This is a genomic window from Pandoraea pneumonica (assembly GCF_902459645.1).
GTDB classification, from domain to species: Bacteria; Pseudomonadota; Gammaproteobacteria; order Burkholderiales; family Burkholderiaceae; genus Pandoraea; species Pandoraea pneumonica.
Genome location: NZ_CABPSK010000002.1, coordinates 190,308 through 214,151, shown reverse-complemented (window position 1 = coordinate 214,151; position 23,844 = coordinate 190,308). Strand labels below are relative to the sequence as shown.

At 64.5% G+C, this 23,844-nt stretch carries 22 protein-coding genes; 19 read left to right on the top strand and 3 right to left on the bottom strand.

Going from position 1 to position 23,844, the window contains the following annotated elements; genetic code table 11:
• Positions 1 to 2: 2 nt before the first annotated feature.
• From motB to PPN31114_RS10000, 17 genes are all read left to right on the top strand, one after another.
• Complete coding sequence (gene motB, locus PPN31114_RS10080; protein ID WP_150679394.1) at positions 3 to 1,010, top strand: flagellar motor protein MotB; 1,008 nt, start codon at positions 3 to 5, stop codon at positions 1,008 to 1,010.
• Between the two features lie 20 nt (positions 1,011 to 1,030).
• Positions 1,031 to 1,414 carry a response regulator gene (locus tag PPN31114_RS10075; protein WP_150679393.1) on the top strand — a complete coding sequence of 128 codons (384 nt, stop codon included), beginning with the start codon at positions 1,031 to 1,033 and terminating at the stop codon, positions 1,412 to 1,414.
• A gap of 46 nt (positions 1,415 to 1,460) precedes the next feature.
• Positions 1,461 to 3,659, top strand: a complete 2,199-nt coding sequence (cheA, locus tag PPN31114_RS10070; RefSeq protein ID WP_150679392.1) for a chemotaxis protein CheA — start codon at positions 1,461 to 1,463, stop codon at positions 3,657 to 3,659.
• Between the two features lie 17 nt (positions 3,660 to 3,676).
• Complete coding sequence (locus PPN31114_RS10065) at positions 3,677 to 4,192, top strand: chemotaxis protein CheW (RefSeq protein ID WP_150679391.1); 516 nt, start codon at positions 3,677 to 3,679, stop codon at positions 4,190 to 4,192.
• A gap of 89 nt (positions 4,193 to 4,281) precedes the next feature.
• Entirely contained in the window at positions 4,282 to 6,648 is a 2,367-nt protein-coding gene (locus tag PPN31114_RS26540) for a methyl-accepting chemotaxis protein (protein WP_150679390.1), read from the top strand.
• A 63-nt stretch (positions 6,649 to 6,711) separates the two neighbouring features.
• A complete protein-coding gene (locus PPN31114_RS10055) occupies positions 6,712 to 8,496 on the top strand; it encodes a methyl-accepting chemotaxis protein (RefSeq protein ID WP_150679389.1) in 1,785 nt (594 codons plus the stop codon).
• Positions 8,497 to 8,725: 229 nt separating this feature from the next.
• A complete protein-coding gene (locus tag PPN31114_RS10050) occupies positions 8,726 to 10,357 on the top strand; it encodes a methyl-accepting chemotaxis protein (protein WP_150679388.1) in 1,632 nt (543 codons plus the stop codon).
• Positions 10,358 to 10,385: 28 nt separating this feature from the next.
• The gene (locus tag PPN31114_RS10045) at positions 10,386 to 11,324 is read left to right on the top strand and encodes a CheR family methyltransferase (protein ID WP_150679387.1); all 939 of its coding nucleotides are present in this window, start codon (positions 10,386 to 10,388) and stop codon (positions 11,322 to 11,324) included.
• 1 nt (position 11,325) lies between these two features.
• Positions 11,326 to 12,000 carry a chemoreceptor glutamine deamidase CheD gene (gene cheD / locus PPN31114_RS10040; protein ID WP_150679386.1) on the top strand — a complete coding sequence of 225 codons (675 nt, stop codon included), beginning with the start codon at positions 11,326 to 11,328 and terminating at the stop codon, positions 11,998 to 12,000.
• Entirely contained in the window at positions 11,997 to 13,076 is a 1,080-nt protein-coding gene (locus PPN31114_RS10035) for a protein-glutamate methylesterase/protein-glutamine glutaminase (RefSeq protein ID WP_150679385.1), read from the top strand. The genes cheD and PPN31114_RS10035 overlap by 4 nt, the downstream gene beginning before the upstream one ends.
• 123 nt (positions 13,077 to 13,199) lie before the next feature.
• Positions 13,200 to 13,598, top strand: a complete 399-nt coding sequence (gene cheY / locus PPN31114_RS10030; protein WP_042113604.1) for a chemotaxis response regulator CheY — start codon at positions 13,200 to 13,202, stop codon at positions 13,596 to 13,598.
• Positions 13,595 to 14,269, top strand: coding sequence for a protein phosphatase CheZ (cheZ, locus tag PPN31114_RS10025; protein ID WP_281350975.1), 675 nt, complete (start codon positions 13,595 to 13,597; stop codon positions 14,267 to 14,269). The genes cheY and cheZ overlap by 4 nt, the downstream gene beginning before the upstream one ends.
• Positions 14,270 to 14,371: 102 nt before the next feature.
• The gene (gene flhB / locus PPN31114_RS10020; RefSeq protein ID WP_150679383.1) at positions 14,372 to 15,514 is read left to right on the top strand and encodes a flagellar biosynthesis protein FlhB; all 1,143 of its coding nucleotides are present in this window, start codon (positions 14,372 to 14,374) and stop codon (positions 15,512 to 15,514) included.
• A gap of 3 nt (positions 15,515 to 15,517) precedes the next feature.
• Positions 15,518 to 17,623 carry a flagellar biosynthesis protein FlhA gene (gene flhA / locus PPN31114_RS10015; protein WP_150679382.1) on the top strand — a complete coding sequence of 702 codons (2,106 nt, stop codon included), beginning with the start codon at positions 15,518 to 15,520 and terminating at the stop codon, positions 17,621 to 17,623.
• Positions 17,620 to 18,912: a flagellar biosynthesis GTPase FlhF gene (flhF, locus tag PPN31114_RS10010; protein WP_150679381.1), complete on the top strand. Its 1,293-nt coding sequence runs from the start codon at positions 17,620 to 17,622 to the stop codon at positions 18,910 to 18,912. The genes flhA and flhF overlap by 4 nt, the downstream gene beginning before the upstream one ends.
• On the top strand, positions 18,905 to 19,753 hold the full coding sequence (locus tag PPN31114_RS10005; protein WP_150679380.1) for a MinD/ParA family ATP-binding protein: 849 nt from the start codon (positions 18,905 to 18,907) through the stop codon (positions 19,751 to 19,753). Before flhF ends, PPN31114_RS10005 begins: the two co-directional genes overlap by 8 nt.
• 37 nt (positions 19,754 to 19,790) lie before the next feature.
• On the top strand, positions 19,791 to 20,519 hold the full coding sequence (locus PPN31114_RS10000) for an RNA polymerase sigma factor FliA (protein ID WP_150679379.1): 729 nt from the start codon (positions 19,791 to 19,793) through the stop codon (positions 20,517 to 20,519).
• A gap of 144 nt (positions 20,520 to 20,663) precedes the next feature.
• Here the strand turns inward: PPN31114_RS10000 and PPN31114_RS09995 are convergent, their stop codons facing one another.
• The 3 genes from PPN31114_RS09995 to flgA all read right to left on the bottom strand — a co-directional run bounded on the left by PPN31114_RS09995 (position 20,664) and on the right by flgA (position 22,633).
• Positions 20,664 to 21,122: a flagella synthesis protein FlgN gene (locus PPN31114_RS09995; RefSeq protein ID WP_150679378.1), complete on the bottom strand. Its 459-nt coding sequence runs from the start codon at positions 21,120 to 21,122 to the stop codon at positions 20,664 to 20,666.
• A complete protein-coding gene (gene flgM / locus PPN31114_RS09990) occupies positions 21,119 to 21,454 on the bottom strand; it encodes a flagellar biosynthesis anti-sigma factor FlgM (protein WP_150679377.1) in 336 nt (111 codons plus the stop codon). Before flgM ends, PPN31114_RS09995 begins: the two co-directional genes overlap by 4 nt.
• Before the next feature lie 126 nt (positions 21,455 to 21,580).
• Positions 21,581 to 22,633, bottom strand: coding sequence for a flagellar basal body P-ring formation chaperone FlgA (gene flgA / locus PPN31114_RS09985; RefSeq protein ID WP_150679376.1), 1,053 nt, complete (start codon positions 22,631 to 22,633; stop codon positions 21,581 to 21,583).
• 356 nt (positions 22,634 to 22,989) lie between these two features.
• Here flgA and flgB point away from each other — a divergent pair, with 356 nt between their 5' ends.
• The gene (gene flgB / locus PPN31114_RS09980; RefSeq protein WP_150679375.1) at positions 22,990 to 23,430 is read left to right on the top strand and encodes a flagellar basal body rod protein FlgB; all 441 of its coding nucleotides are present in this window, start codon (positions 22,990 to 22,992) and stop codon (positions 23,428 to 23,430) included.
• A 5-nt stretch (positions 23,431 to 23,435) separates the two neighbouring features.
• Positions 23,436 to 23,840 (top strand): flagellar basal body rod protein FlgC, encoded by a 405-nt coding sequence (flgC, locus tag PPN31114_RS09975; RefSeq protein WP_150679374.1) that lies wholly within the window; start codon positions 23,436 to 23,438, stop codon positions 23,838 to 23,840.
• Positions 23,841 to 23,844 lie beyond the last annotated feature (4 nt).

Sequence of the window (23,844 nt, the reverse complement as noted above, 5' to 3'; positions counted from 1 at the left end):
CAATGAGCGAGAAAGAAGAGCGGCCCATTATCGTCAAGCGCCGCAAAGCCGGCGGGCACGGCCACCATGGCGGTGCGTGGAAGATTGCTTACGCCGACTTTATGACGGCCATGATGGCGTTCTTCCTGCTGATGTGGCTGCTCAGTTCCGTGAGCAGCAAGGAATTGACGGGCATCGCCGAGTATTTCCGCACGCCGCTCAAAGTGGCCCTCACGGGCGGGCGTAACGCGGCGGACAACAGCGGCGTAATTCCCGGCGGCGGCACCGACACGACGCGCACCGACGGTCAGAAGTCGCGTGGCGATCAGGTCAAGTCGCGCCAAGCCACGACGACCGAGCTCGCCGAGCGCGCCGATGCACAGCGTTTGCGCGAACTCAAGGCGCGCATCGAGAAGGCGATCGAGAATAACCCGACGCTCAAGCAATTCCGCAAACAGTTGCTGATCGACGTGACGACCGAAGGCCTGCGCATTCAGATCGTCGACGATCAGAACCGGCCGATGTTCGCCAACGCGAGCGCGCAGGTGCAGCCGTATATGCGTGACATCCTGCGCGAGATCGGTAAGTCGCTCAACGACGTACCTAACCGCATCAGCTTGTCGGGTCACACCGACGCGACGTTGTACGCGCAGGGCGACAAGAGCTATAGCAACTGGGAGCTGTCGGCCGACCGTGCGAACGCCTCGCGCCGCGAGTTGATCGCGGGCGGACTTGATGGCGAGAAGGTGTTGCGCGTGGTGGGGCTGTCCTCGACGGTGCCGCTCGATCGCGACGACGCTTACAACCCGATTAACCGCCGCATCAGCATCATCGTGCTCAATCGCCGTGCCGAAGCCAGCGTGAAGCACGAGGCCGATCAGCCGACGGTCGATGCAACGAATGCGCGCGGCGGTGTCGACGCGCTGAACGCTGCGATCAACGGTGGCACGCTGCCCCCGGGCGTTCCGTCCCCGCCGGCACCGCCCGCGGCCCCGGCTGTTCCCGGCGCTGCCGGGACCGCAGCCAGATAACCGATAAGAAGAGGAGACGCATGCAGGCATCACGCAACACGATTCTCGCGGTCGACGATTCCGCGTCGATGCGTCAGATTCTGGCAGCCACGCTCGATGAAGCCGGCTACGCCGTGACCACGGCACGCGATGGGCAAGAGGCGTTGGCCCTGGCATCGAGCGCGACTTTCGATCTGGTGCTGACCGATCAGCACATGCCCGGCATGGACGGGCTGTCGCTCATTCGTGCACTGCGTGAGCTCGATGCGTTTGCACAAACACCGATTCTGGTGCTCACCACAGAAGTCGATGGCGCATACAAGACGGCGGCCCGTGACGCCGGGGCAAGCGGCTGGCTGATCAAGCCGGTCGACCCCGAGGCACTGGTCGACGTGGTGGGCTCGCTCGTCGGCGCGGGCGCATGAAGATGATGGCGTCGACGGCACAACCAAGTTAGGACGAGGCACACCGGTGGATATCACCCAGTTCTACCAGACCTTTTTCGATGAAGCGGAAGAGTTGCTCGCAGAGATGGAGCACCTCCTGCTGGCGCTCGACGTGAGCGCACCGGACAACGAGCAGCTCAACGCGATTTTTCGCGCCGCGCACTCGATCAAGGGCGGCGCCGCGACGTTCGGCTTCACCGCGCTCACCGAGACCACTCACCTGCTGGAAAACCTGCTCGATCGCGCGCGTCGCGGCGAGTTGCAGTTGCGCACCGAGATGGTCGACACCTTCCTGGAAACCAAAGACGTGTTGCATCAACAGTTGAATGCCTACCGCGCCTCCAGTGAACCCGATGTCGAGGCGATGACGCGCATCTGCGCGGTGCTCCAGCGCCTGGCGGCAGAAGAAAGCGGCGAAGCCCCGCCTGCTGCACCGGTAGCGCCCGCTGCATCAGCACCCGTGGCCGCTGCCGCTACGCCGGTCGCCGCACCGGAAGCCGCACCCGATGCCAGCGGCGCGCCGACGAGCCCGGTTGCGCCGGGGCAGACGCGTCTGAAGGTCACGCTCACGGGCGTGAGCGAGAAAGACCAGACGCTGCTCGCCGAAGAGCTAGGCAATCTGGGGCACGTGGCCGGACGCCATTCCGCTGACAACGCCTTGCATCTGTGGCTCGACACGACGTGCGGCGCCGACGACATTCTCGCCGTGTGCTGCTTCGTGATCGAACCGTCGCAGATCGACGTGCAAGATGCCGCCGCTGCCGCCGCGGCCGCGAGTGCACCGGCTCCGGTGGTTGCTGCGCCTGTCGCCCAACCCGCCGCACAGCCTGCCGTCGAACTCTTCGAGCCGATCCCCGTCGCGGCGGCTGCCCCGGCCCAGATCGAAGTCCCGGCTGCGCCTGTCGCCCCGCCTGCCGCCGAACAGATCGTCGTGCCGCCCGCCCCGGTCGCCCATGCAGGCGCTGGCAATGGTGGCAACGGCACGCATCCGCCCGAAAAGCGCGCAGCGGCACCTGCTGCTGGCGGCGCTGCCGGGCACGAAAACAGCTCGATTCGCGTCGGCGTCGAGAAGGTCGACCAGTTGATCAACCTGGTGGGCGAACTGGTGATTACGCAGGCCATGCTTGCGCAAACCGCCAGCAGCCTCGACCCGATGCTGCACGACCGCCTCTTCAACGGCATGGGCCAGTTGGAGCGCAACGCACGCGACCTGCAAGAAGCCGTGATGTCCATCCGCATGATGCCGATGGACTACGTGTTCTCCCGCTTCCCCCGCCTGGTGCGCGACCTTGCGACCAAGCTCGGCAAGCAGATCGAACTGGTCACGTTCGGTCAGGCGACCGAACTCGACAAGAGCCTGATCGAGCGCATCATCGATCCGCTCACGCACTTGGTGCGTAACAGCCTCGACCACGGTATCGAAACGTCGGAAGCGCGTCTTGCTTCGGGCAAAGATCCGGTCGGCCAACTGGTGCTCTCCGCAGCGCATCAGGGCGGCAACATCGTGATCGAAGTGAGCGACGACGGTGCCGGTCTGCGTCGCGAGAAGATTCTCGCCAAGGCGCAGCAGCAGGGCATGAACGTGTCCGATTCGATGCCGGACGAGGAAGTTTGGCAGCTGATTTTCGCGCCGGGCTTCTCGACCGCCGAAGCCGTGACCGACGTGTCGGGCCGTGGCGTGGGCATGGACGTGGTCAAGCGAAACATTCAGCAGATGGGCGGCCACGTGGAGATTCTGTCCACGCGCGGCAAGGGCACCACCATCCGCATCGTGCTGCCGCTCACGCTGGCCATTCTCGACGGCATGTCCGTCAAGGTCGGCACCGAGATCTTCATCCTGCCGCTGAACTTCGTGATGGAGTCGCTGCAACCGCGCCGCGACGACATTCGCGCGGTGACCGGCGAGGGACAAGTCGTGCTGGTGCGCGGCGAGTATCTGCCGCTCGTGGAGTTGTATCGCGCGTTCGACGTGCCTGAGGCGCGCTTCGACCCGACGCAGGGAATCATCGTGATTCTGCAAGCCGAAGGCCGTCGCTTTGCGTTGCTCGTCGACGAGCTGGTGGGCCAGCAGCAGGTCGTGGTGAAGAACCTCGAAACCAATTACCGCCGTATTCACGGTATTTCTGCCGCCACCATCATGGGTGACGGCAGTGTGGCTTTGATCGTGGACGTGGCGGCGCTTCAGCGCGGCCAGCGTTCGGCGTCGGCCACCATCTTCAACTGAAGTCGGAGAGTCGTCAGATGGAAAAGCTTTCGCAAGAGCATGCCATGTCGCGCCAGGGCGGCGCCATGCAGACCGAGGGCGACGGCCAGGAATTTCTGGTCTTCACGCTCGGTGAAGAGGAATACGGCATCGACATCCTGAAGGTGCAGGAAATTCGCGGCTACGACGCCGTCACGCGCATTGCCAACGCGCCCGACTTCATCAAGGGCGTGATCAACCTGCGCGGCATCATCGTGCCGATCGTCGACATGCGCATCAAATTCCGTCTGGGCCGCGTCGAGTACGACACGCAGACGGTGGTGATCATTCTGAACGTTGCTGGCCGCGTGGTCGGCATGGTGGTGGACGGCGTGTCCGACGTGCTGACCCTCGCACGCGGCGAAATCAAGCCGGCCCCCGAGTTCGGCGCTCAACTGGCTACCGAATACATCACGGGTCTGGGCACGGTCGAAGGCCGCATGCTGATCCTGATGGACATCGAGAAGCTGGTGACCAGCGACGACATGGCGCTCATCGAGCGTCTGGCGAGCTAAACGAAAGAACGGCAAGAGACGGGCAGAGACACCCGCGGCGATACCCACAGACATAACCCACTCACCCGAAGTCTACGGAGACCGAGCACGTGCGCGATAACCAGCCCGTCACCCAAAACGAATTCGTCATCGGCGAGCATCAGTACCTGATCTCTCGAACGGATCTGAAGGGGCGGATCACGTATGCGAACCCCGCCTTCGTCGAGGTGAGCGGTTATTCGCGTGACGAATTGCTGGGCGCGCCGCATAACATCGTGCGTCATCCCGACATGCCGCCCGAAGCCTTCGGCGACCTGTGGGAGACGATCAAGCGCGGCGACACGTGGACGGGGCTGGTGAAGAACCGCCGCAAGAACGGCGACTTCTACTGGGTGCTGGCAACGGTCACGCCGACGCTCGAGAACGACGCTGTCGTGGGCTACACGTCGGTGCGCGTGCGCCCGGCGGCCGGTGCGACGGCGCAAGCCGAGGCGATCTACGCGCGCTTCCGTAACGGCCAAGCGGGCAACCTGCGCATTCGCGGCGGCATGGTCGAACGGGGTGGCATTGCTGCACTCGTGCGCAAGGTCCGCATCGACACGCTGCGTGCGCGCCTGACCGGCATCATCGTGCTCGGCGCCATTCTGCTCGCGGCTGTGGGCGGTCTGGGCCTGTGGGGCATGTCGAGCAGCAACGCCAAGCTGCTTCAGGTGTATCAGAACGGCATGGTGCCGGTGGGCACCCTCGGCACGATCGGGCAGAAGCTCGACCGCGACGTGTTGCTCGTGGCCGAAGCCATCGGCAACCCGAACCTCGACGCCATGAAGCGTGCGGGCGACGAGATTGCCGCGAGCCTCGACGACATCAATCGCCAGTGGGCGAGCTACATGAAGTCGGTCGATCCGGCCACGCAGGCGCAGGCCGAACGCTTTAACGTGATTCGCCAGCGCTTCACGACCGACGGTTTGCAACAGACCGTCGAAATGCTCAAGGTCGGCTCGGCGGAAGGTGCGCAGCAAACGTATCTCGAAAAGGTGAAACCGGCCTACGGCCCGATGCGCGACGAACTGAACGTGCTCACGCGTCTGGAACTCACGCAGGCCACCGAGTTGTACCAACAGGGCCAGCGCGAACACACCATCGTGCGCACGCTCACGGCGGTGGCCGTCATCGGCGGCATCATCGTGCTGTTCGTGCTCGGCAGCATTTTGCGCCGCGCGATCAACCATCCGCTGCGCGTGGCGCTGTCGATGTCCAAGCAGATTGCGGCGGGCGACCTGACCGGCAAGGCCGAAGGCACCGGGCGCGACGAGATCGGTCAGTTGCTGTTCGGCCTGACGGTCATGAAGAACAGCTTGCTGTCGATCGTCTCCGACGTGCGCGAAGGCATCGAGTCGATCAACGTGGCGTCGCGCGAGATTGCCGCAGGCAACACTGACTTGTCGGCGCGCACGGAACAACAAGCCGCCTCGCTCGAACAGACGGCGTCGTCGATGGAAGAGCTCACGGCGACGGTGAAACAAAACGCGGACAACGCCAAGCAGGCGAGCGCGCTGGCCGTCAACGCTTCGGAAATTGCCGCGCGCGGCGGTCAGGTGGTCGGCAATGTGGTCGACACGATGCAGGGCATCTCGTCGAGCTCGCACAAGATCGTCGACATCATCAGCGTGATCGAAGGCATCGCTTTCCAAACCAACATCCTTGCGCTGAACGCTGCCGTGGAAGCGGCACGTGCCGGCGAACAGGGCCGTGGGTTTGCGGTGGTCGCGGGCGAAGTGCGCACGCTGGCACAGCGCAGCGCGTCGGCGGCAAAAGAAATCAAAGTGCTTATCGAAGATTCGGTGGGCCGTGTCGAAAACGGTTCGGCGCTGGTCTCCCAAGCCGGTAAGACGATGGATGAGATCGTGCAGGCCGTGCAGCGCGTGACCGACATCATGGGCGAAATTTCGGCGGCGTCCGCCGAACAGTCGAGCGGCATCGAGCAGGTCAATCGCGCGGTGTCGCAGATGGACGAAGTCACGCAACAGAACGCGGCGCTGGTGGAAGAAGCGGCCGCTGCGGCGGGCTCGCTCGAAGAGCAGGCGCATCGTCTGCGCGACGCCGTTTCGGTATTCCGCGTTGGTGACGCCTTCAAGGCGGGCGACGCGCGTAGCGCAGCGCTCACACGCGCCGCCGCGCCCGCCGTTCGCCAAGCCTCAGCGACGGTGGCTGTGGCCACGTCTGCCAGCGCGCCGAAAGCTTCAGCAGGTACCGCAGGCAGCGCCGTGGGTGCCGCAACCGCTCGCGCAAGCGCCGGTGGCGGCGCTGCGCGCACGGCTACGCGCCGTCCGCAAACAGCGGCGGCACCGGCACCTGCTGCCACTAGCGCACAAGAAGACGCGCAGGTCTTGCAACTGGCGGCGCGTCGCGGCAAGGCCGCACCGGGGGCAGCGCCCGCCGGGGGCACGAGCGATGCGGGCGATTGGGAAGAATTTTGAACGTTTCGGTGATTGGGATGGGTACGCCGGCGTCAAGCCGGTCTTCACGGGGTAGAGGTCGTTATGTTTAAAAATGTCACCATCCGGGCGCGGCTGACGCTGGCGCTTGGACTCTTTATGGTGCTGCTGGTCGTCGGCGCCGCTGTGGGGCTGTTGTCCCTGCGGCAAAGCAATGCGTCGTTGCAAGAGGTGTACACGAACGACATGGCGTCGTCGCGTGCCCTTGCGCAGACCACGATCGCCACGCTCTCCGCCCGCGTGACGCTGGCGCGCATCGAGTTCATCGCCGATCCGAGTGAGATCAAGACGGCCATCGACGGCGTGCGCAACAACCTCAAGAAGGCCGACGATGCGTGGGCTGCCTACGCCGCGCTGCCGATGAGCGACGGGGAAAAGCCGCTGGCCGACGCGGCGCTCGCGTCCCGCAGCAAGGTCGTCAACGAAGGCATACTGCCCGCGCTGAAGGCTATCGAATCGGGCGATATTCCCGACTTCCATGCCAAGACCGTGATGGACGTGCCGCGCTTGTTCGGCGACTACACCAAGGCGATGACGACGCTGGCTGACCTTCAAGTCAAAAATGCCGCCGATCGTTACGAATATGCGCAGAACCGCTACACGCTGGTGATGTGGATGGTCGGTATCGGCCTGCTCGTGGGTCTGGTCGTTGGCCTGATTACGCAGATTACGCTCACGCGCGCCATCGTCGGCCCGATCGACGACGCCATCAAGCACTTCGAGAAGATCGCCGGGGGCGACCTCACCCAACGCATCGAAGTGTGGAACGACACCGAAACCGGGCGTCTGTTCAAGGGCGTGAAGCATATGCAGGACAGCCTCGTGCGCACCGTCGCCGAAGTACGTTCAGGCACCGAGTCGATCACCTCGGCCGCGCAGCAGATCGCCGCAGGCAATACCGACCTGTCGGCCCGTACCGAACAGCAAGCCGCTTCGCTGGAAGAAACCGCCTCGTCGATGGAGCAGCTCACCGCCACCGTCAAGCAGAACGCCGATAACGCGCGTCAGGCGAGCCAACTCGCGGTGAACGCGTCGGATATCGCCGCACGCGGCGGCGACGTCGTGGGCAAGGTGGTCGGCACGATGCAGGGCATCTCCACGAGCTCCAGCAAGATCGTCGACATCATTAGCGTGATCGATGGCATTGCGTTCCAGACGAACATCCTTGCACTGAACGCCGCGGTGGAAGCCGCCCGTGCGGGCGAACAAGGCCGCGGCTTCGCCGTGGTCGCAGGCGAAGTGCGCACGCTGGCACAGCGCAGCGCCGCAGCCGCCAAGGAAATCAAGGAACTGATCGAAGACTCGGCCCATAAGGTGCAGGACGGTTCGGCGCTGGTCGAGCAGGCTGGCCAGACGATGGAAGAGATCGTGCAAGCAGTGAAGCGCGTGACCGACATCATGGGCGAGATTTCGGCGGCGTCTGCCGAGCAGTCGGGCGGTATCGAGCAGGTCAACCGCGCCGTCACGCAGATGGACGAAGTCACGCAACAGAACGCGGCGCTCGTGGAAGAAGCAGCTGCGGCGGCTGGCTCGCTCGAAGAGCAGGCCAACCGTCTGAAGTCGGTCGTCTCGGTGTTCCGTCTGGAAGCCGGTCAGTCAGCGGCTCATGCAGCGGTGGCTCACGCCGCCCCGGCATTGGCGGCCATCCCGGTATCGGCCGCAACGGCACCGCGCGCTGCGGCACGTCCGCCGGTCAAGAAGGCAGCGGCTCCGGCCCCGAAGGCTGCACCGGCACCGGCTGCGGCACCGCTGCGCCGTCCGGCGCCCGCCGCTGCTCCGGCAGCACGTACGGGCACCGACGATGCGAACGGCGATTGGGAAACTTTCTGATTGGCGAAGCCGCATCGAAAAAGCAGAGACATCGCAGTACCGCAACATCCGCAACACGTGCAACACGCGCAGCAACTATAGGAACGGTGCACGCGCCGGCCCGGAGACAGCAGTTTTGCCTCTGGGGTGGCGTGTGTCGGTAAGTGGCAACAATGGGTAAGACAAAAGCCGCCAAGCGTGCGGGACACAATGTCCGCGCGACGGTGAGCCGGTAGTGGAGGGTCACATCATGAAGCAGTTGAGTCTCAAGGCAAAACTCTGGTCCGCGCTCGCGCTGATGTGGCTGGGTCTGTTATTTCTCGGCGGCTGGGCCGCCTGGCATGAACGCGGCACCATGTTGGCCGAGCGGCGTGCCGCAGTGCAGGACATCGTGACCACGGCCGACGGCATCGTGCGCGACTACGCGGCGCAGGCCGCCGCAGGCAAGATCACCGATGCCGAAGCCCGGCAGCAGGCGATGGCCCGGCTGAAGGTGATGCGCTACGGCGAAGGCAACAACGGTTACGTCGTCATCTTCGACACCAAGCCGACTGTGCTCATGCATCCGACGCTCGCCGATCTGGTGAACAAGGACGTCTCCACCTATAAGGATTCGAACGGCAAGCTCCTCTACGTCGAAATGGCCAACGTGGCCAAAGGCAAGGGGGCGGGCTTCGTCGATTACTACGGACGGGTCGCTGGCAGCGACAAGCGCATGGCCAAGCTCTCGTTCGTGAAGTATTTCGCGCCGTGGGACTGGGGCATGATGAGCGGCGTGTACGTGCAAGACGTCGACGACGCCTTCTTTGCGACGCTGCTGCGCTTCGGTGTGGCGTTGCTGCTTATCGGCGGCATCGTGACAGCCGCCATGATCGCGATCATCCGCAACGTGCAGCGCAGCCTCGGCGGCGAGCCGGAATATGCGGCGGAGATCGCCCAGCGCATCGCAAGTGGCGATTTGCAAAGCCATGTGCATGTGGCCGCCGGTGACAACACCAGCCTGCTGTTCGCCATGCAGCGCATGCAGCACACGCTGGCCGAGACCATCGGACAAATCCGTCAGGGCACCGAGTCGATCACCACGGCCGCGCAACAGATCGCGGCGGGCAATACCGACTTGTCGGCCCGCACCGAGCAGCAAGCCGCGTCGCTGGAAGAAACCGCTTCGTCGATGGAGCAGCTCACCGCCACCGTTCGTCAGAACGCCGATAACGCACGTCAGGCGAGCCAGCTTGCTGTGAACGCTTCCGAAATCGCCTCGCGCGGCGGGCAGGTGGCCGGGCAGGTCGGCACCACGATGGAAGGCATTTCCGCGAGCTCCAGCAAGATCGTCGACATCATCAGTGTGATCGACGGCATCGCGTTCCAGACCAATATTCTTGCCCTGAACGCCGCAGTGGAAGCCGCCCGCGCCGGTGAACAAGGCCGCGGCTTCGCCGTGGTCGCTGGGGAAGTGCGTACGCTGGCGCAACGCAGCGCCTCGGCCGCTAAGGAAATCAAGGCACTGATCGAAGAGTCGTCGCGCCGTGTGTCGGACGGGACTGCGCTGGTGGCGCAGGCGGGCCAGACGATGGAAGAGATCGTGCAGGCCGTGAAACGCGTGACCGACATCATGGGCGAAATTTCGGCCGCGTCGGCCGAGCAGTCGAGCGGTATCGAACAGGTCAACCGCGCCGTGACGCAGATGGACGAAGTCACGCAACAGAATGCGGCGCTCGTGGAAGAGGCGGCGGCTGCCGCCGGCGCATTGGAATCGCAAGCGCACGAACTGCGCGCGGCGGTTTCGGTGTTCCAGACGAGCGCAACGAGCAGCGCGAGCGTGCACGCGATGAGCGCTACGCGCCGCGACAGCGCGCCGCAACCGTTCGCTCGCGCGGCATAAGGCGAGCCACTGACGCCGGTGACACTCCATGACTGATTCGCGCACCACCTCGCATCTGACGCGTCGCAATGCCCCCGGCAACGAGGGCGGCGATAGCCGCAGCACGGAATTTGCCCGTGCTAGCGGGGCGGCGCTCTCGGGCGAGCGCGACTTCGCGTTCTCGCTGGCCGACTTCAGCCGAATCCGCAATCTGATTTATCAACGCGCGGGCATCGCACTGGCCGAACACAAGCGTGAGATGGTCTACAGCCGCATCGCCCGGCGTTTGCGTGCGCTGGGCATGACGAGCTTCACCGAATACCTCGACATGCTCGAGGCCGACACCGGCGACAGCGAGTGGGAGTCGTTCACCAACGCGCTCACCACCAACCTCACGTCGTTCTTCCGCGAATCGCATCACTTCCCGCTGCTCGCCGACTTCATCCGCAACCGCGCCAAGCCGATCTCGATCTGGTGCTGCGCGGCGTCGACCGGCGAAGAGCCGTATTCGATCGCGATGACGTTGGTCGATACGCTGGGCTCGCGACCGAACGCCAGCGTGCTGGCAACCGACGTCGACACGCAGGTGCTGGCGCGCGCTTCGGCGGCGGTGTACAGCGGCGAGCAAACGGGCAAGCTTTCGCAAGAGCAGTTGCGCCGTCACTTCCTGCGCGGCACCGGGGCCAACTCGGGCAAGATCAAAGTGCGGCCGGAATTGCAGCAACTGGTCACGTTCGCACCGCTCAATCTGCTTGCGCCGTCGTGGCAGATTGGCGGGCCGTTCGACGTCATCTTCTGTCGCAACGTGATGATCTATTTCGACAAGGCGACGCAGGCGCGCATTCTCGAGCGTTTCGTGCCGTTGCTCAAACCGGACGGGCTGCTCTTCGCCGGGCACTCCGAGAACTTCACGTATGTGAGCCGGGCGTTCCGTTTGCGCGGGCAGACGGTGTACGAGCTGGCGGGTACCGGAGCGAAGGGAGCCTGACATGGCGCAGCCGCTGGCCGAAGCCCTCGCGACGAATCACTATTTCGACAACGCGTTCAACACGCGCGCCGTCAAATTGCTGCCGTCGGAATACTTCGTCACGACCGAAGACATCATGCTCGTGACGGTGCTGGGCTCGTGCGTTGCCGCGTGCGTGCGCGACAACGTAACGGGCATCGGCGGCATGAATCACTTCATGCTGCCGGACGACGGCGAGAGCGACCGCGACCGGCTGCTCTCGGCGTCGATGCGCTACGGCGCGTACGCGATGGAAATGCTCATCAACGAGCTGATCAAACTGGGGGCACGCCGCGAGCGGCTCGAAGCCAAAGTGTTTGGCGGCGGCGCTGTGCTCGCGGGCATGACCACATTGAACATCGGGGATCGCAACGCGAACTTTGTGTTGCGCTATCTCGAGACCGAGCAGATTCGCGTGACCGCGCAGGATCTGCTCGGACCGCATCCGCGCAAGGTGTGCTTTTTGCCGCGCACCGGCCGGGTGATGGTCAAGAAGCTGGGCGATCGCGGAGATCCGGCGATTGCGCAGCGTGAACAGGCGTATGCGCAGCGACTGCGCACACGCGAAGTACGGGGCTCCGTAGAACTCTTTGCGCCACCGGCCAGAACCGCCAAGCCTCGGCCGGGGCCTGACAACCGAAAAATGGAGGAGGCTTGAGCGAACCTATCAAAGTCCTGTGCGTGGACGATTCCGCACTCGTGCGCAGCCTGATGACCGAGATCATCAATGCGCAACCGGACATGACTGTCGTGGCGACCGCACCCGACCCGCTGGTCGCGCGCGATCTGATCAAGCAGCACAACCCTGACGTGCTCACGCTCGACGTCGAAATGCCGCGCATGGACGGGCTCGATTTCCTCGAGAAGCTCATGCGTCTGCGTCCGATGCCGGTGCTCATGGTGTCGTCGCTGACCGAGCGCGGCTCGGAAGTCACACTGCGCGCGCTGGAATTGGGCGCGGTCGACTTCGTGACCAAGCCGCGTCTGGGCATTCGCGACGGCATGCTTGAGTACGGCGAGATGATTGCCGACAAGATTCGCGGCGCGGCGCGGGCTCGCGTACGCAGCGCACCGCCCAAGAGCGCCGTGCCGGCACCGGTCGAAGCGGCGCCGTTGCTGCGCAACCCGCTCGTGTCGACCGAAAAGCTGATCATCATCGGCGCGTCGACCGGCGGCACCGAAGCGATTCGCGAAGTGCTCGTGCCGATGCCGCCCGATGCGCCTGCAATTCTGATTACGCAACACATGCCGGCCGGCTTTACCAAGTCGTTCGCGCAGCGCCTGAACGGGCTTTGCCGCATCACGGTGAAGGAAGCCGAACACGGCGAGCGTGTGCTGCCGGGTCACGCGTACATCGCGCCGGGCGGCGACACGCACTTGCAGCTCTCGCGCAGCGGGGCGAACTATGTGGCCGTGCTCGATCCGGCGCCGCCAGTGAATCGACATCGGCCGTCGGTCGATGTATTGTTTCGCTCCGCAGCGGTACACGCCGGGCGCAATGCGATCGGGGTGATCCTCACGGGGATGGGCCGCGACGGTGCGGCGGGCCTGGTGGAGATGCGCCGGGCTGGCGCGCACACGTTTGCGCAGGACGAAGCGAGCTGCATCGTGTTCGGCATGCCGCGTGAAGCCATTGCGATGGGCGGGGCCGAAGAGGTGGTGCCCCTGTCGGAGATGGCACGCAAAGTGCTGCATCAAGTCGCGAAATTTGGCGAACGCACGCAACGAGTATAGTAGGGCGCTTCGCGCAGTATGCTTCGCATGGTTTGCGGGCATTCAGGGCACTGGAATGCTGCGCGCAAGGCCCCATGAAATGGCGCCGGGCCCCTAAGGGGCGCCGGCCGAATTGGAGTGATGATGGTAGACAAGAACATGAAGTTTCTGGTCGTCGACGATTTCCCGACGATGCGCCGGATTGTGCGAAACCTGCTCAAGGAGCTGGGTTTCTCGAACGTCGACGAGGCCGAAGACGGTGCGGCGGCGCTCGCCAAGCTGCGCGGCGGCAGTTTCGAATTCGTGGTCTCGGACTGGAACATGCCGAACATGGACGGCCTGACGATGCTCCAGCAGATTCGCGCCGATCCGAACCTCTCGAAGCTGCCGGTGCTGATGGTGACCGCCGAAGCCAAGAAGGAAAACATTATCGCCGCCGCCCAAGCCGGTGCGAGCGGGTACGTGGTCAAGCCGTTCACGGCCGCGACGCTCGATGAGAAGCTGGGCAAGATCTTCGAGAAAATGGAAAAAACGGGGGCCTGAGCGTGACCCACGAGGCGAGCACTGAATGGCCGGTCGAGCCCAACGGGGCCGCGCCGGCAGGAGACCCGGCCGAGCGCATGCTCATGCGCATCGGGCAATTGACGCGCATGCTGCGCGACAACCTGCGCGAACTCGGCCTGGACAAACAACTCGAGCAAGCCGCCGAGGCGATTCCGGATGCGCGCGACCGTCTGAACTACGTCGCGACCATGACGGAACAAGCCGCCGTGCGCGCGCTCACCGCGATTGAGCTGGCCAAGCCGATTCAAGACCGTCTCGAAGCCGACGCCAACGCGCTCGACGCGCGCTGGGCCAAGTGGTTCGACCAGCCGCTCGAACTCGAAGACGCGCGCAAGCTGGTCACCGAGACGCGCGGCTATCTGCGCCGGGTGCCCGAAGACACCCGCGAGACCAATGCCCATCTGATGGAAATCATGATGGCGCAGGACTTTCAGGATCTGACCGGGCAGGTCATCAAGAAGATCATGGAAGTGGTGCAGGAGATCGAGAAGCATCTGCTCCAGACGCTGCTCGATAACATGCCGCCGGAAAAGCGCAAGGAAGCGGAAGACTCTCTGCTCAACGGTCCGCAGATCAAAAAAGAAGGCCGCACGGACATCGTGTCCGATCAAGGACAGGTCGACGACCTGCTCGCCAGCCTCGGGTTCTGAAATACCGCCCATTCCCGCCTCTATTCCCCCCTTTGTGTCTTGACGGTTACGGACATAATCGGTCGGGATAGGGTGGGTCTGTCCGCCCGACGTGGATAGGGCATGGCTGAGGAAAGCGATCTCGAAAAATCGGAACCCGCGTCTCCCCGGCGTCTTGAAAAGGCGCGCGAGGAGGGGCAGGTTGCGCGTTCGCGCGAGCTATCCACCTTTGCCTTGCTGGCTGCGGGCGTCGCCGGGATGTGGATGACCGCCGACCGCATCTCGCAAGGCTTCGCCCAACTGATGCGCCACGGCATGCAGTTCGAGCCGGGCACCGCGCTCGACACCCATCGCATGCTGGCCAATGCCGCGCACTCGGGCGCCGACGCCCTCATGGTCATCGCCCCGCTGCTCGGCCTGCTCGTGCTGGCCGCACTGGCCGCGCCCATGGCGCTGGGCGGCTGGCTCTTCACCACCAAATCGCTCGCCCCCAATTTCGGCCGTCTCAACCCGCTCAAAGGGCTGGGCCGCATGTTCTCCACCCAAGGGCTGGTCGAACTGATCAAGGCGATCGCCAAAACGCTACTCGTCGGCTCGGTGGCCTACTGGGCCATTGCCCGCGACCGCGACGCCGTGATGGGCCTGATGACCCAGTCGCCGCGCGTGGCGCTGCCGCACGTGGGCGAGATGATCGTGGTGTGCTGCGCGTTTATCGTGATGTCGCTGCTGCTGGTGGCGGCCATCGATATTCCCTTCCAGCTCTGGCAGCACTACAAGAAACTGCGCATGACCAAAGAGGAAGTGCGGCAGGAAAACAAGGAAACCGAGGGCGATCCGCACGTCAAGGCGCAAATCCGCCAGTTGCAGCGCCAGGCGGCGCGCCGGCGCATGATGCAGGACGTGCCCAAGGCCGACGTGATCGTCACCAACCCGACGCACTTTGCCGTCGCGCTGGAATACAAAGACAACATGCGCGCGCCGCGCGTGCTCGCCAAGGGCACCGATCTGGTCGCACAGCGCATCCGTGAAATGGGCGTGGAGCATCGCATCCCGATTCTCGAAGCCCCGCCGTTGGCCCGTGCGCTGCACAAGCACGTGGAAATCGGTCATGAAATCCCGGCCACGCTCTATACGGCAGTGGCCGAAGTGCTCGCGTGGGTCTTCCAGCTTCGCCGCTGGCGTAACGAGGGGGGCGCAGAGCCGCGTACCCCGTCGGATCTGCCGGTCCCGGCTGAACTCGACGCGCCACCGCGCGCCGGAGCATAACGAATGAACCTCAACCCTCGCGCGAACCAGTTTCTGCGCTCGTCGCAAACGTTGCTAGGCGGCAACCTGAAGTCGCTCGCCGCGCCGGTATTGATCGTCATGATTCTGGGCATGATGATCCTTCCGTTGCCGCCGTTCATCCTGGATCTGCTCTTTACGTTCAACATCGCGCTGGCGGTGATGGTGTTGCTGGTCAGCATGTACACCCAGAAGCCGCTCGACTTTGCGGCGTTCCCGAGCGTGCTGCTGTTCTCCACGCTGCTGCGCCTGTCGCTGAACGTGGCGTCCACCCGCGTGGTGCTGCTCGAAGGTCACACCGGGCCCGACGCGGCCGGTAAAGTGATCGAGGCGTTCGGCCACTTCCTGGTGGGCGGCAACTACGCCGTGGGTATCGTGGTGTTCATCATCTTGGTGGTCATCAACTTCATGGTGATTACCAAGGGCGCGGGCCGTATCGCCGAAGTGGGCGCACGTTTTACCTTGGACGCCATGCCGGGTAAGCAGATGGCCATCGACGCCGACCTGAACGCCGGCCTGATCGGGGAAGACGAAGCCCGCAAGCGCCGCACGGTGATCGCGCAAGAAGCCGACTTTTACGGCTCGATGGACGGTGCTTCGAAGTTTGTGCGCGGCGATGCCGTGGCGGGCTTGATGATCATGGTCATCAACATCGTCGGCGGGTTGATCGTGGGTGTGGCCCAGCACGGGCTGGACATCGGCACGGCAGCCAAGAACTACACGCTGCTGACGATCGGTGACGGTCTGGTCGCACAGATTCCGGCGCTGGTGATCTCGACCGCCGCCGGTGTGGTCGTCTCGCGTGTGGCGACTGACGAAGACATCGGTCAGCAGGTCGTCTCGCAGCTGTTCAACAATCCGCGCGTGCTGGGTATTACCGCCGCGATTCTCGGGTTGATGGGCTTGATTCCGGGCATGCCGCACTTCGCCTTCCTGGTGCTGGCGATCGGTCTGGGCGCACTGGCCCGCTGGCAGTTCCAGCGCACCGAGCGCGCCAAGCAAGAGTCGACGCGCCCCACGCCGGTCGCGACCTCCGCACCGGCCGAAGTGGCCGAAGCCTCGTGGGACGACGTGGCACTGGTCGATCCGCTGGGGCTGGAAGTGGGTTACCGCCTGATTCCGCTGGTCGACCGCAATCAGGACGGCGAACTGCTCAAGCGTATCAAGGGCATCCGCAAGAAATTCGCACAGGAAATCGGCTTCCTCGCGCCGGTGGTGCACATTCGCGACAATCTGGAACTGCGCCCCAATCAGTACCGCATTACGCTCAAGGGCGTGATCATCGGCGAAGGCGAAGCGTACCCGGGCCAACTGCTCGCAATCGATCCGGGGCAGGTGAGTGCGCCGCTGCAAGGCACGCCCACGCGCGATCCGGCGTTCGGTTTGCCCGCCACGTGGATCGACGTGGGGCAGCGCGATCAGGCACAGGCTTACGGTTACACGGTGGTCGATGCCGGTACGGTCGTCGCCACGCACTTGAATCACCTGATCAACGGCCATGCGCACGAATTGCTCGGCCGTCAGGAAGTGCAGCAGCTTATCGAGCGCATCGGCAAAGACGCGCCGAAGCTCATCGAAGACCTGGTGCCGAAGACGGTCACGCTCAACGTGCTGCAAAAGGTGTTGCAGAACTTGCTCGAAGAGCAGGTGCCGATTCGCGACATGCGCACCATCATCGATGCCATCTCCGAGCATGGTGCGCGGGTGCAAGACCCGCACGAACTCACGGCGCTGGTGCGCCTGTCGCTGGGCCGGGCGATCACGCAGAGCGTGTTCCCGGGCAACGGCGACCTCGAAGTGGTGGGGCTGGACGCCAATCTCGAACGCATTCTGACGCAGGCGTTGTCTGCTGGCGGCGGCACCGGTCTGGAGCCGGGCCTCGCCGACACGCTGCTGCGCGAAACACAGGCCGCCGTGACGCGTCAGGAGCGTCAGGGGCTGCCACCTGTCTTGCTGGTTCAACATCCGCTGCGTTCGCTGCTCTCGCGCTTCTTGCGCCGCAGCCTGCCGCAGCTCAAGGTTCTGTCGTATGCGGAAGTGCCTGACACACGCAACGTGAAAATGACGGCACTCATCGGAGGTCAAGCGTGAAGATTCGTAAATTCTTTGCGGGCACGTGCCGCGACGCACTGCGCCAGATTCGCGAGGAAATCGGACCCGATGCGGTCGTGTTGTCCAACCGCTCGGTCGCCAACGGCGTAGAAATTGTGGCGCTCGCGGAAGAGGATCTGGACGCACTCGCGGGCGGCGACCTGCCCACCCATCGGCCACGCCCACGTCCGGCGCAGCCCGCACAGCCAGTGGCGGCGACGCCTGCCGCGTCTGCTGCGTCTGTTTCGGCGGCGACTTCCGCACAAGACGCCGCAGCGGCCAGCGCGTTCGCGCAGAGCATGATGGGCGAGCTCCAGTCCATGCGTGGCTTGCTCGAAGAGCAGGTGGCGGGGCTGGTGTGGAACGACAAACAGCGCCGCTCCCCGGCACAGGGCGAGATTCTGCGCACGCTGCTGGCCGCCGGGTTCTCGGCGCAACTGGGCCGCGCGTTGCTCGAACATTTGCCGGAAGGCAGCGACCGCGATGCCGGGCTCGACTGGGTGAAGAATGCGCTCAAGCGCAACTTGCCCGTCATGCCCAACGAAGACGAATTGATGGATCGCGGCGGCGTGTATGCGCTGATGGGCCCGACCGGCGTGGGCAAGACCACGACGACGGCGAAGCTCGCGGCGCGTTGCGTGATGCGTCACGGAGCCGAGAAGCTCGCCCTGCTCACGACCGACAGCTATCGTATCGGCGGCCATGAGCAACTGCGCATCTACGGCAAGATTCTCGGCGTGACGGTGCATGCGGTGAAGGACGCGACCGATCTGCGTCTGGCGCTGACCGAACTGCGCAACAAGCACATGGTGCTGATCGACACGGTGGGGATGAGCCAGCGCGACCGCACGGTGCCGGAGCAGGTGGCGATGTTGTGCGGGGCGGAAACGCCGGTGCAGCGTCTGCTGCTGCTCAACGCGACGAGCCATGGCGATACGCTCAACGAAGTGGTGCACGCGTACCGCAGCGCGAGCGCGGAAGGCGGCGGCGATCTGGCCGGGTGTATTCTGACGAAGCTCGACGAGACGACGAACCTCGGTTCGGTGCTCGATACGGTGATTCGTCACCGTCTGCCGGTGCATTACGTGTCGACGGGGCAGCGCGTGCCGGAGAATCTGCATGTGGCGGATCGGCAGTTCCTGATCGATACGGCGTTGTCGGCACCGGTGACCGGTTCGCCGTTCGTGCCGTCGGAGGAAGATTTGCCGGCGGTGGTGCGCGGTGTCGATCCAAATTACAGCGGGCTGTTCGCGCCCGCCCAACCTTCAGGCGAGGCCTGCTTTGGTTAAACTCGTGCTCGATCAAGCCGAAGGACTGCGCCGGTTGGTGGCGCGCCACACCACGCGCGTCGTCGCCGTGGTGGGCAGTGCGCCTGAAGCCGGTCAGACGAGTGTTGCCCTCAATCTGGCCAGCGCGCTGGCCCATCACGGTCAGGATGTGGTGCTGGCCGACGAGAGCGGTCATGCCGCTCCGGCCATGGGCTTACCGCTGCGTGGCGACATTCACGACGTATTGGCTGGACGCGTTTCGCCCGATGCGGTGCGGGTGAGCACGCGCGATAACTTCGTGCTGGTGCCGGTGGCGCATCGTCATCCCGAGCGAATCGACCCGGTGCGGGCGATGCCGTTGCTGACCGTGGGCGACCCGGATGTGGTGGTGATCGATTGCACGCATGCGGGGGCGTTGTTGAGTCCGTTGGCGGCGCACGCGCATGACGTGTTGGTGGTGCTGGGGTGTGAACCGGCGTCGATCACGGGGGCGTACTCGTGGATCAAGCAGGCGCATTTCGAATATGCATTGGCGCAGTTCCGGGTGTTGGTGAACCGCGCCGAGGATGTGGAAGCGCGAGTGGTGTGCCGTAATCTGGCCACGACCGCGAGCCGGTATCTGGCGGTGTCGCTGGAGCTGGCGGGGCATGTGCCGACGGATCGGCAGGTACTGCGTGCGCGCCAATTGACGCGCACGGTGGTCGATGCGTTCCCGATGGCACCGGCGGCGGTGGCCTATCGTCAATTGGCGGCGCAGGTGATGCATTGGCCGTTGGCTGCGCGCGAGACGGTGGCTGCGGGCATGGCCGATGTGGGCGAGATGGCGCATGGCGTGGGCGTGTTGCCTGCGCACAGCGCCTGAGCCGCACGGCACGCGTCGAGAGGAAGCGGAGGGAAACATGTATACCGCGCGCGGGAAGGTCGACACGAACGACACGCTGACCCAATACGCGCCGTTGGTGCGCCGGCTGGCACTGCAATTGATGGCGAAGCTGCCGGCGAGCGTCGAGCTCGAGGATTTGATTCAGGCTGGCATGCTGGGGCTGCTCGATGCGGCGAACCGGTATCAAGAGACGCAGGGCGCGCAGTTCGAGACCTATGCGAGCCAGCGGATTCGCGGCGCGATGCTCGATGAATTGCGCGAGCTGGATTGGGCGTCACGCGGCATTCGCAAGACGGCGCGTCAGATCGAACAGGCGGTGCAGCGACTGGAGCAGCGGCTGGGGCGGGGTCCGTCCGAGAGCGAGATTGCGGGCGAGATGTCGATCGGGCTGACTGAGTATCAGCAGATGTTGCAGGATGTGCACGGCTGTCAGCTGATCTATTACGAAGATTTCGAGTCGGCGGACGAAGAGCCGTTTATCGACCGCATTTGTGCAGACCCGGGTGCAGATCCGCTCACGATGCTGCTCGACGAGGGTTTGCGTCATGGCGTGGTCGATGCCATCGACCGGCTACCCGATCGCGAGAAGTTGCTGATGAGCCTGTACTACGAGCAGGGACTGAACCTGCGCGAAATCGGTGCGGTGCTCGAAGTCAGCGAGTCGCGCGTGTGCCAACTGCACAGTCAGGCAATTTCACGCTTGCGCGCGACGCTGCGCGATAAGGCTTGGACGTCGGCGGGTTAAGGCGCTTCTTCGTTCGGAATTAGAAAGCCCTCAGGTGCGAGAGCGTCTGAGGGCTTTTTGCTGCCACGCCAGACGGCGCGCTGAGCGGTATTCGGAAGGTAGTGGCCGAAGTGCTGGCCGAGATGCAGATGAGTGGTGAGGCCGTTACGCCGTCACACTCCCACCGCTAGAGCGTGGCGTGGTGCGGCCGTCGGGGCCGTATAGGGGGGCGTTCTGTTCCGGGCCGTACAGCACGTTCAGTGCCTGTTGCGTGTACGTCAGACGGGTGCGGATGAGTACGCCGTTTGTGTCGTTGGCGCGCTTGGCTTCCGCCGCGGCCGCCAGCAGGGCTTGCCACGCAGCGCCCAGATTCGCGTCGCTCGCGGCTGCTGCCGTAGCACCGGATTCATCCGGCGTAAAACCCAAGGCTTGCAACTGCGAATCGCGCTCGCGGCCGAGTGCCGCGAGATCGCTCACCGCGCGCGTCTTGCGCTCGGTCAGCTCGGGCAACGCGTCGAGCGTGCCGCTCACCAATGCCTGCTGTTCCTCGTCGAGCAACGCCGTGAACGCACTGATGGCGTTCGTCTCGGCGGTGAGGGCGTTCAGCAGGGCTTCGGTTGTCATGACTTCGATTGCGTAGAGAGCAGATCGCGTGCGGTCGAAATGAGGCCGTCCGCAATTTTGCTCGGATCGATGGTGAGTCGCCCTTCCGCGATCGCTTGCTTGATCTCGGACACCTTGGCGACGTCGATATCGGCCGAACCCGTCTGCGCGAGCGCGGCTTGCAACGCGCGCATCTCCGACGACAACGGGCTCGTGCTTACGTTCGCATCGCTGCCGGCCACAGGCGTAGCCGCGCCGTCGGCGCTCGCAGTGCCGACGCTCGTCCGATCAGTCGCCGCGCCCTTCGCCGGGCCGACACCGTTCAACGGATTGGCGGGTGGTTCGATTTTCATGTGCTTTCCCCAGAAACCTGCCTGTGTAACGGCATTATCCGCCATAACTTTAGGCAAGTAACATCCTGTTACCAGTTCAAGTGCCCGGGTGAATTCAGCAAATTCTTGGTAAGAGTGAATACTTACTTACAGCGCAACTTCGACCTCGATGTTGCCTTGTTTGTTGCTCTTGACGGTGCCGCTGATGACCTGGCCGGCCCGCGTGCGCACCTGCACCGGGTCGCCCGCGCTGGCGCGCGAGAGCGCCTGGCCCTCGGTACTCACTTCGAAGCCCGCGCCGCGCGTCACCACGCGCACGGTCTGGCCCTGCTGCACGGCAATGGCGCTGCGCAGCAAGTCGGAGCGGATCGGCAGGCCCGACGTAATTCGGTTCACGGCCACGGTGCCGACAATCTGCCCGGCGTCGGTGGCCACGGTGCGCGGCAGCAGGGTCAGGTCGCCCTGACGCGGCGACAGATCGTTCGGGCCGATGGTCTCGCCCGGGTTGATCTGGCGGGCCGCCACGAAATAGGTCGCGGTGATGCTCACGCGTGCTTGCAGATACAGCGTCCACGGACGCTCACCCGCACAACGCACGCCCACGGTCGTCGAGCCCCACAGGCGCGCACCGGGCGGCAGGAACGGTTCGAGCGCACCGCAAGCGGGCATGCGCTCGGAGACAGCGTCCCCGACGGTGATCTTCACTTGCCCGGGCAAGCCGGTCGTTTGCTCGCGCAGGAACCGCTCGGCGGTCTGCCGCACGACTTCGGTGTTCTGGAATTGGGAATTGACGGGTTGCGCCGTCGCTACCGGCTGCGGCGCGGCACCTTGTCCGGAGGCGATGCCAGCGTTGGCGCCGTTCATGCCGTTTGCATTCGCCGGATACCCGGCATTGGCATTGACCGTTGCGACTGGACGCGCATTCGTCGGCACGTTCGTCGCTACACCACCCGCCGCCGCATTGTTGCCGGGGATGACGATAGCGCCGGGGCCAAGGGTGTCGCCGAGATTTTGGGCAGAAGGGTCTGTCGCGATGCCAGGGTTGGCCGCGTAGGCCGAAGGGGCCAGAGCGAAGGCACCGGCGAGCGCCAGCACCGAAGCCAACAGGCCGGAGCGCAGAACGGCCGCGCGCCTGCCACCCCGCAGCGCCACTTGCGCGCGGAAGGCCAAGGCGGAACTGCCGCCGAACTTGCCAGCCATGCTCACTCTCCTTCGCGTCGCGGCACGCTTGCGCGCTCGCCACACGGTTCAACCATCCGGGACATCGCGTCCCTCGTCAGAAGCCGACAGCACCGGGCAGTGTTCCTGTGCCTGGGGGGCGAACCCCGCCCGATGCCGTCAGGAAGCCATTCTAGAGACGTCCGGCGCCGGGCCATGGGCCGAAATGGCGGTCAATACCCTTGCTATTCCTCCGATTGAACATCGGGGGTGAGGCATACGATGCGAAGCATGCCAAAAGGTCCGTACTTTTTTCGGACCCGGCAGGGCATCCCGTCTGCGCGCAGACGACTTAGTCAGCAGTACCGGGCATCAAGGCAAGCATCGAGCGAGGCGAGATCATGGACAAACTGGACGCGGCAATGCGGTTCAATCAGCAGGCATTAGCCATGCGCGCCTATCGTCAGGAAGTCATTTCCTCGAACATCGCCAATGCCGACACCCCGGGCTACAAAGCGCGCGACGTCGATTTCAACAACGCGTTGAATCAGGCAGTTGAGCGCGGCGCCCAGCAGCAACTGGCCACCGAGTCGAGCGTGTCGCTCTCGCGCACCTCCTCGCGCCATATCGCCGCGCGCGCCAGCACGCCGGCCCCGGCCCTGGGCGGCCCCGATTTGCTTTACCGCGTGCCGTATCAGCAAAGCGTGGACGGCAACACCGTCGAGCTCGACGCCGAACGGGTGAACTTCGCCGACAACGCCGTGCATTACCAAACGGGCCTCACGGTCCTCTCCAGCCAGATCAAGACGATGCTGGCGGCCATCACGAGTCAAGGGTAAGCGCCATGCCACTCATGAGCATTTTCGATGTCGCCGGCTCGGCCATGACGGCCCAGTCGCAGCGCATGAACGTCACCGCCAGCAACCTGGCCAACGCCGAGTCGGTGACCGGCCCGGACGGCCAGCCCTACCGCGCCAAGCAGGTGGTGTTTCAGGTCAACCCGGTAACGGGCTCGGAAGTCGGTGGCGTGAAAGTGGCCGGGGTGGTCGAAGACCCGTCGCCGCTCAAGACCGTCTACGACCCGAAGAACCCGGCGGCCAACGCCCAGGGCTACGTCACGATGCCCAACGTCAATCCGGTGGAGGAGATGGTCAACATGATCTCCGCCTCCCGCTCCTATCAGGCCAACGTCGAGGCGCTCAACACCGCCAAGACGCTGATGCTCAAAACCCTCACGGTCGGCCAATAAGCAG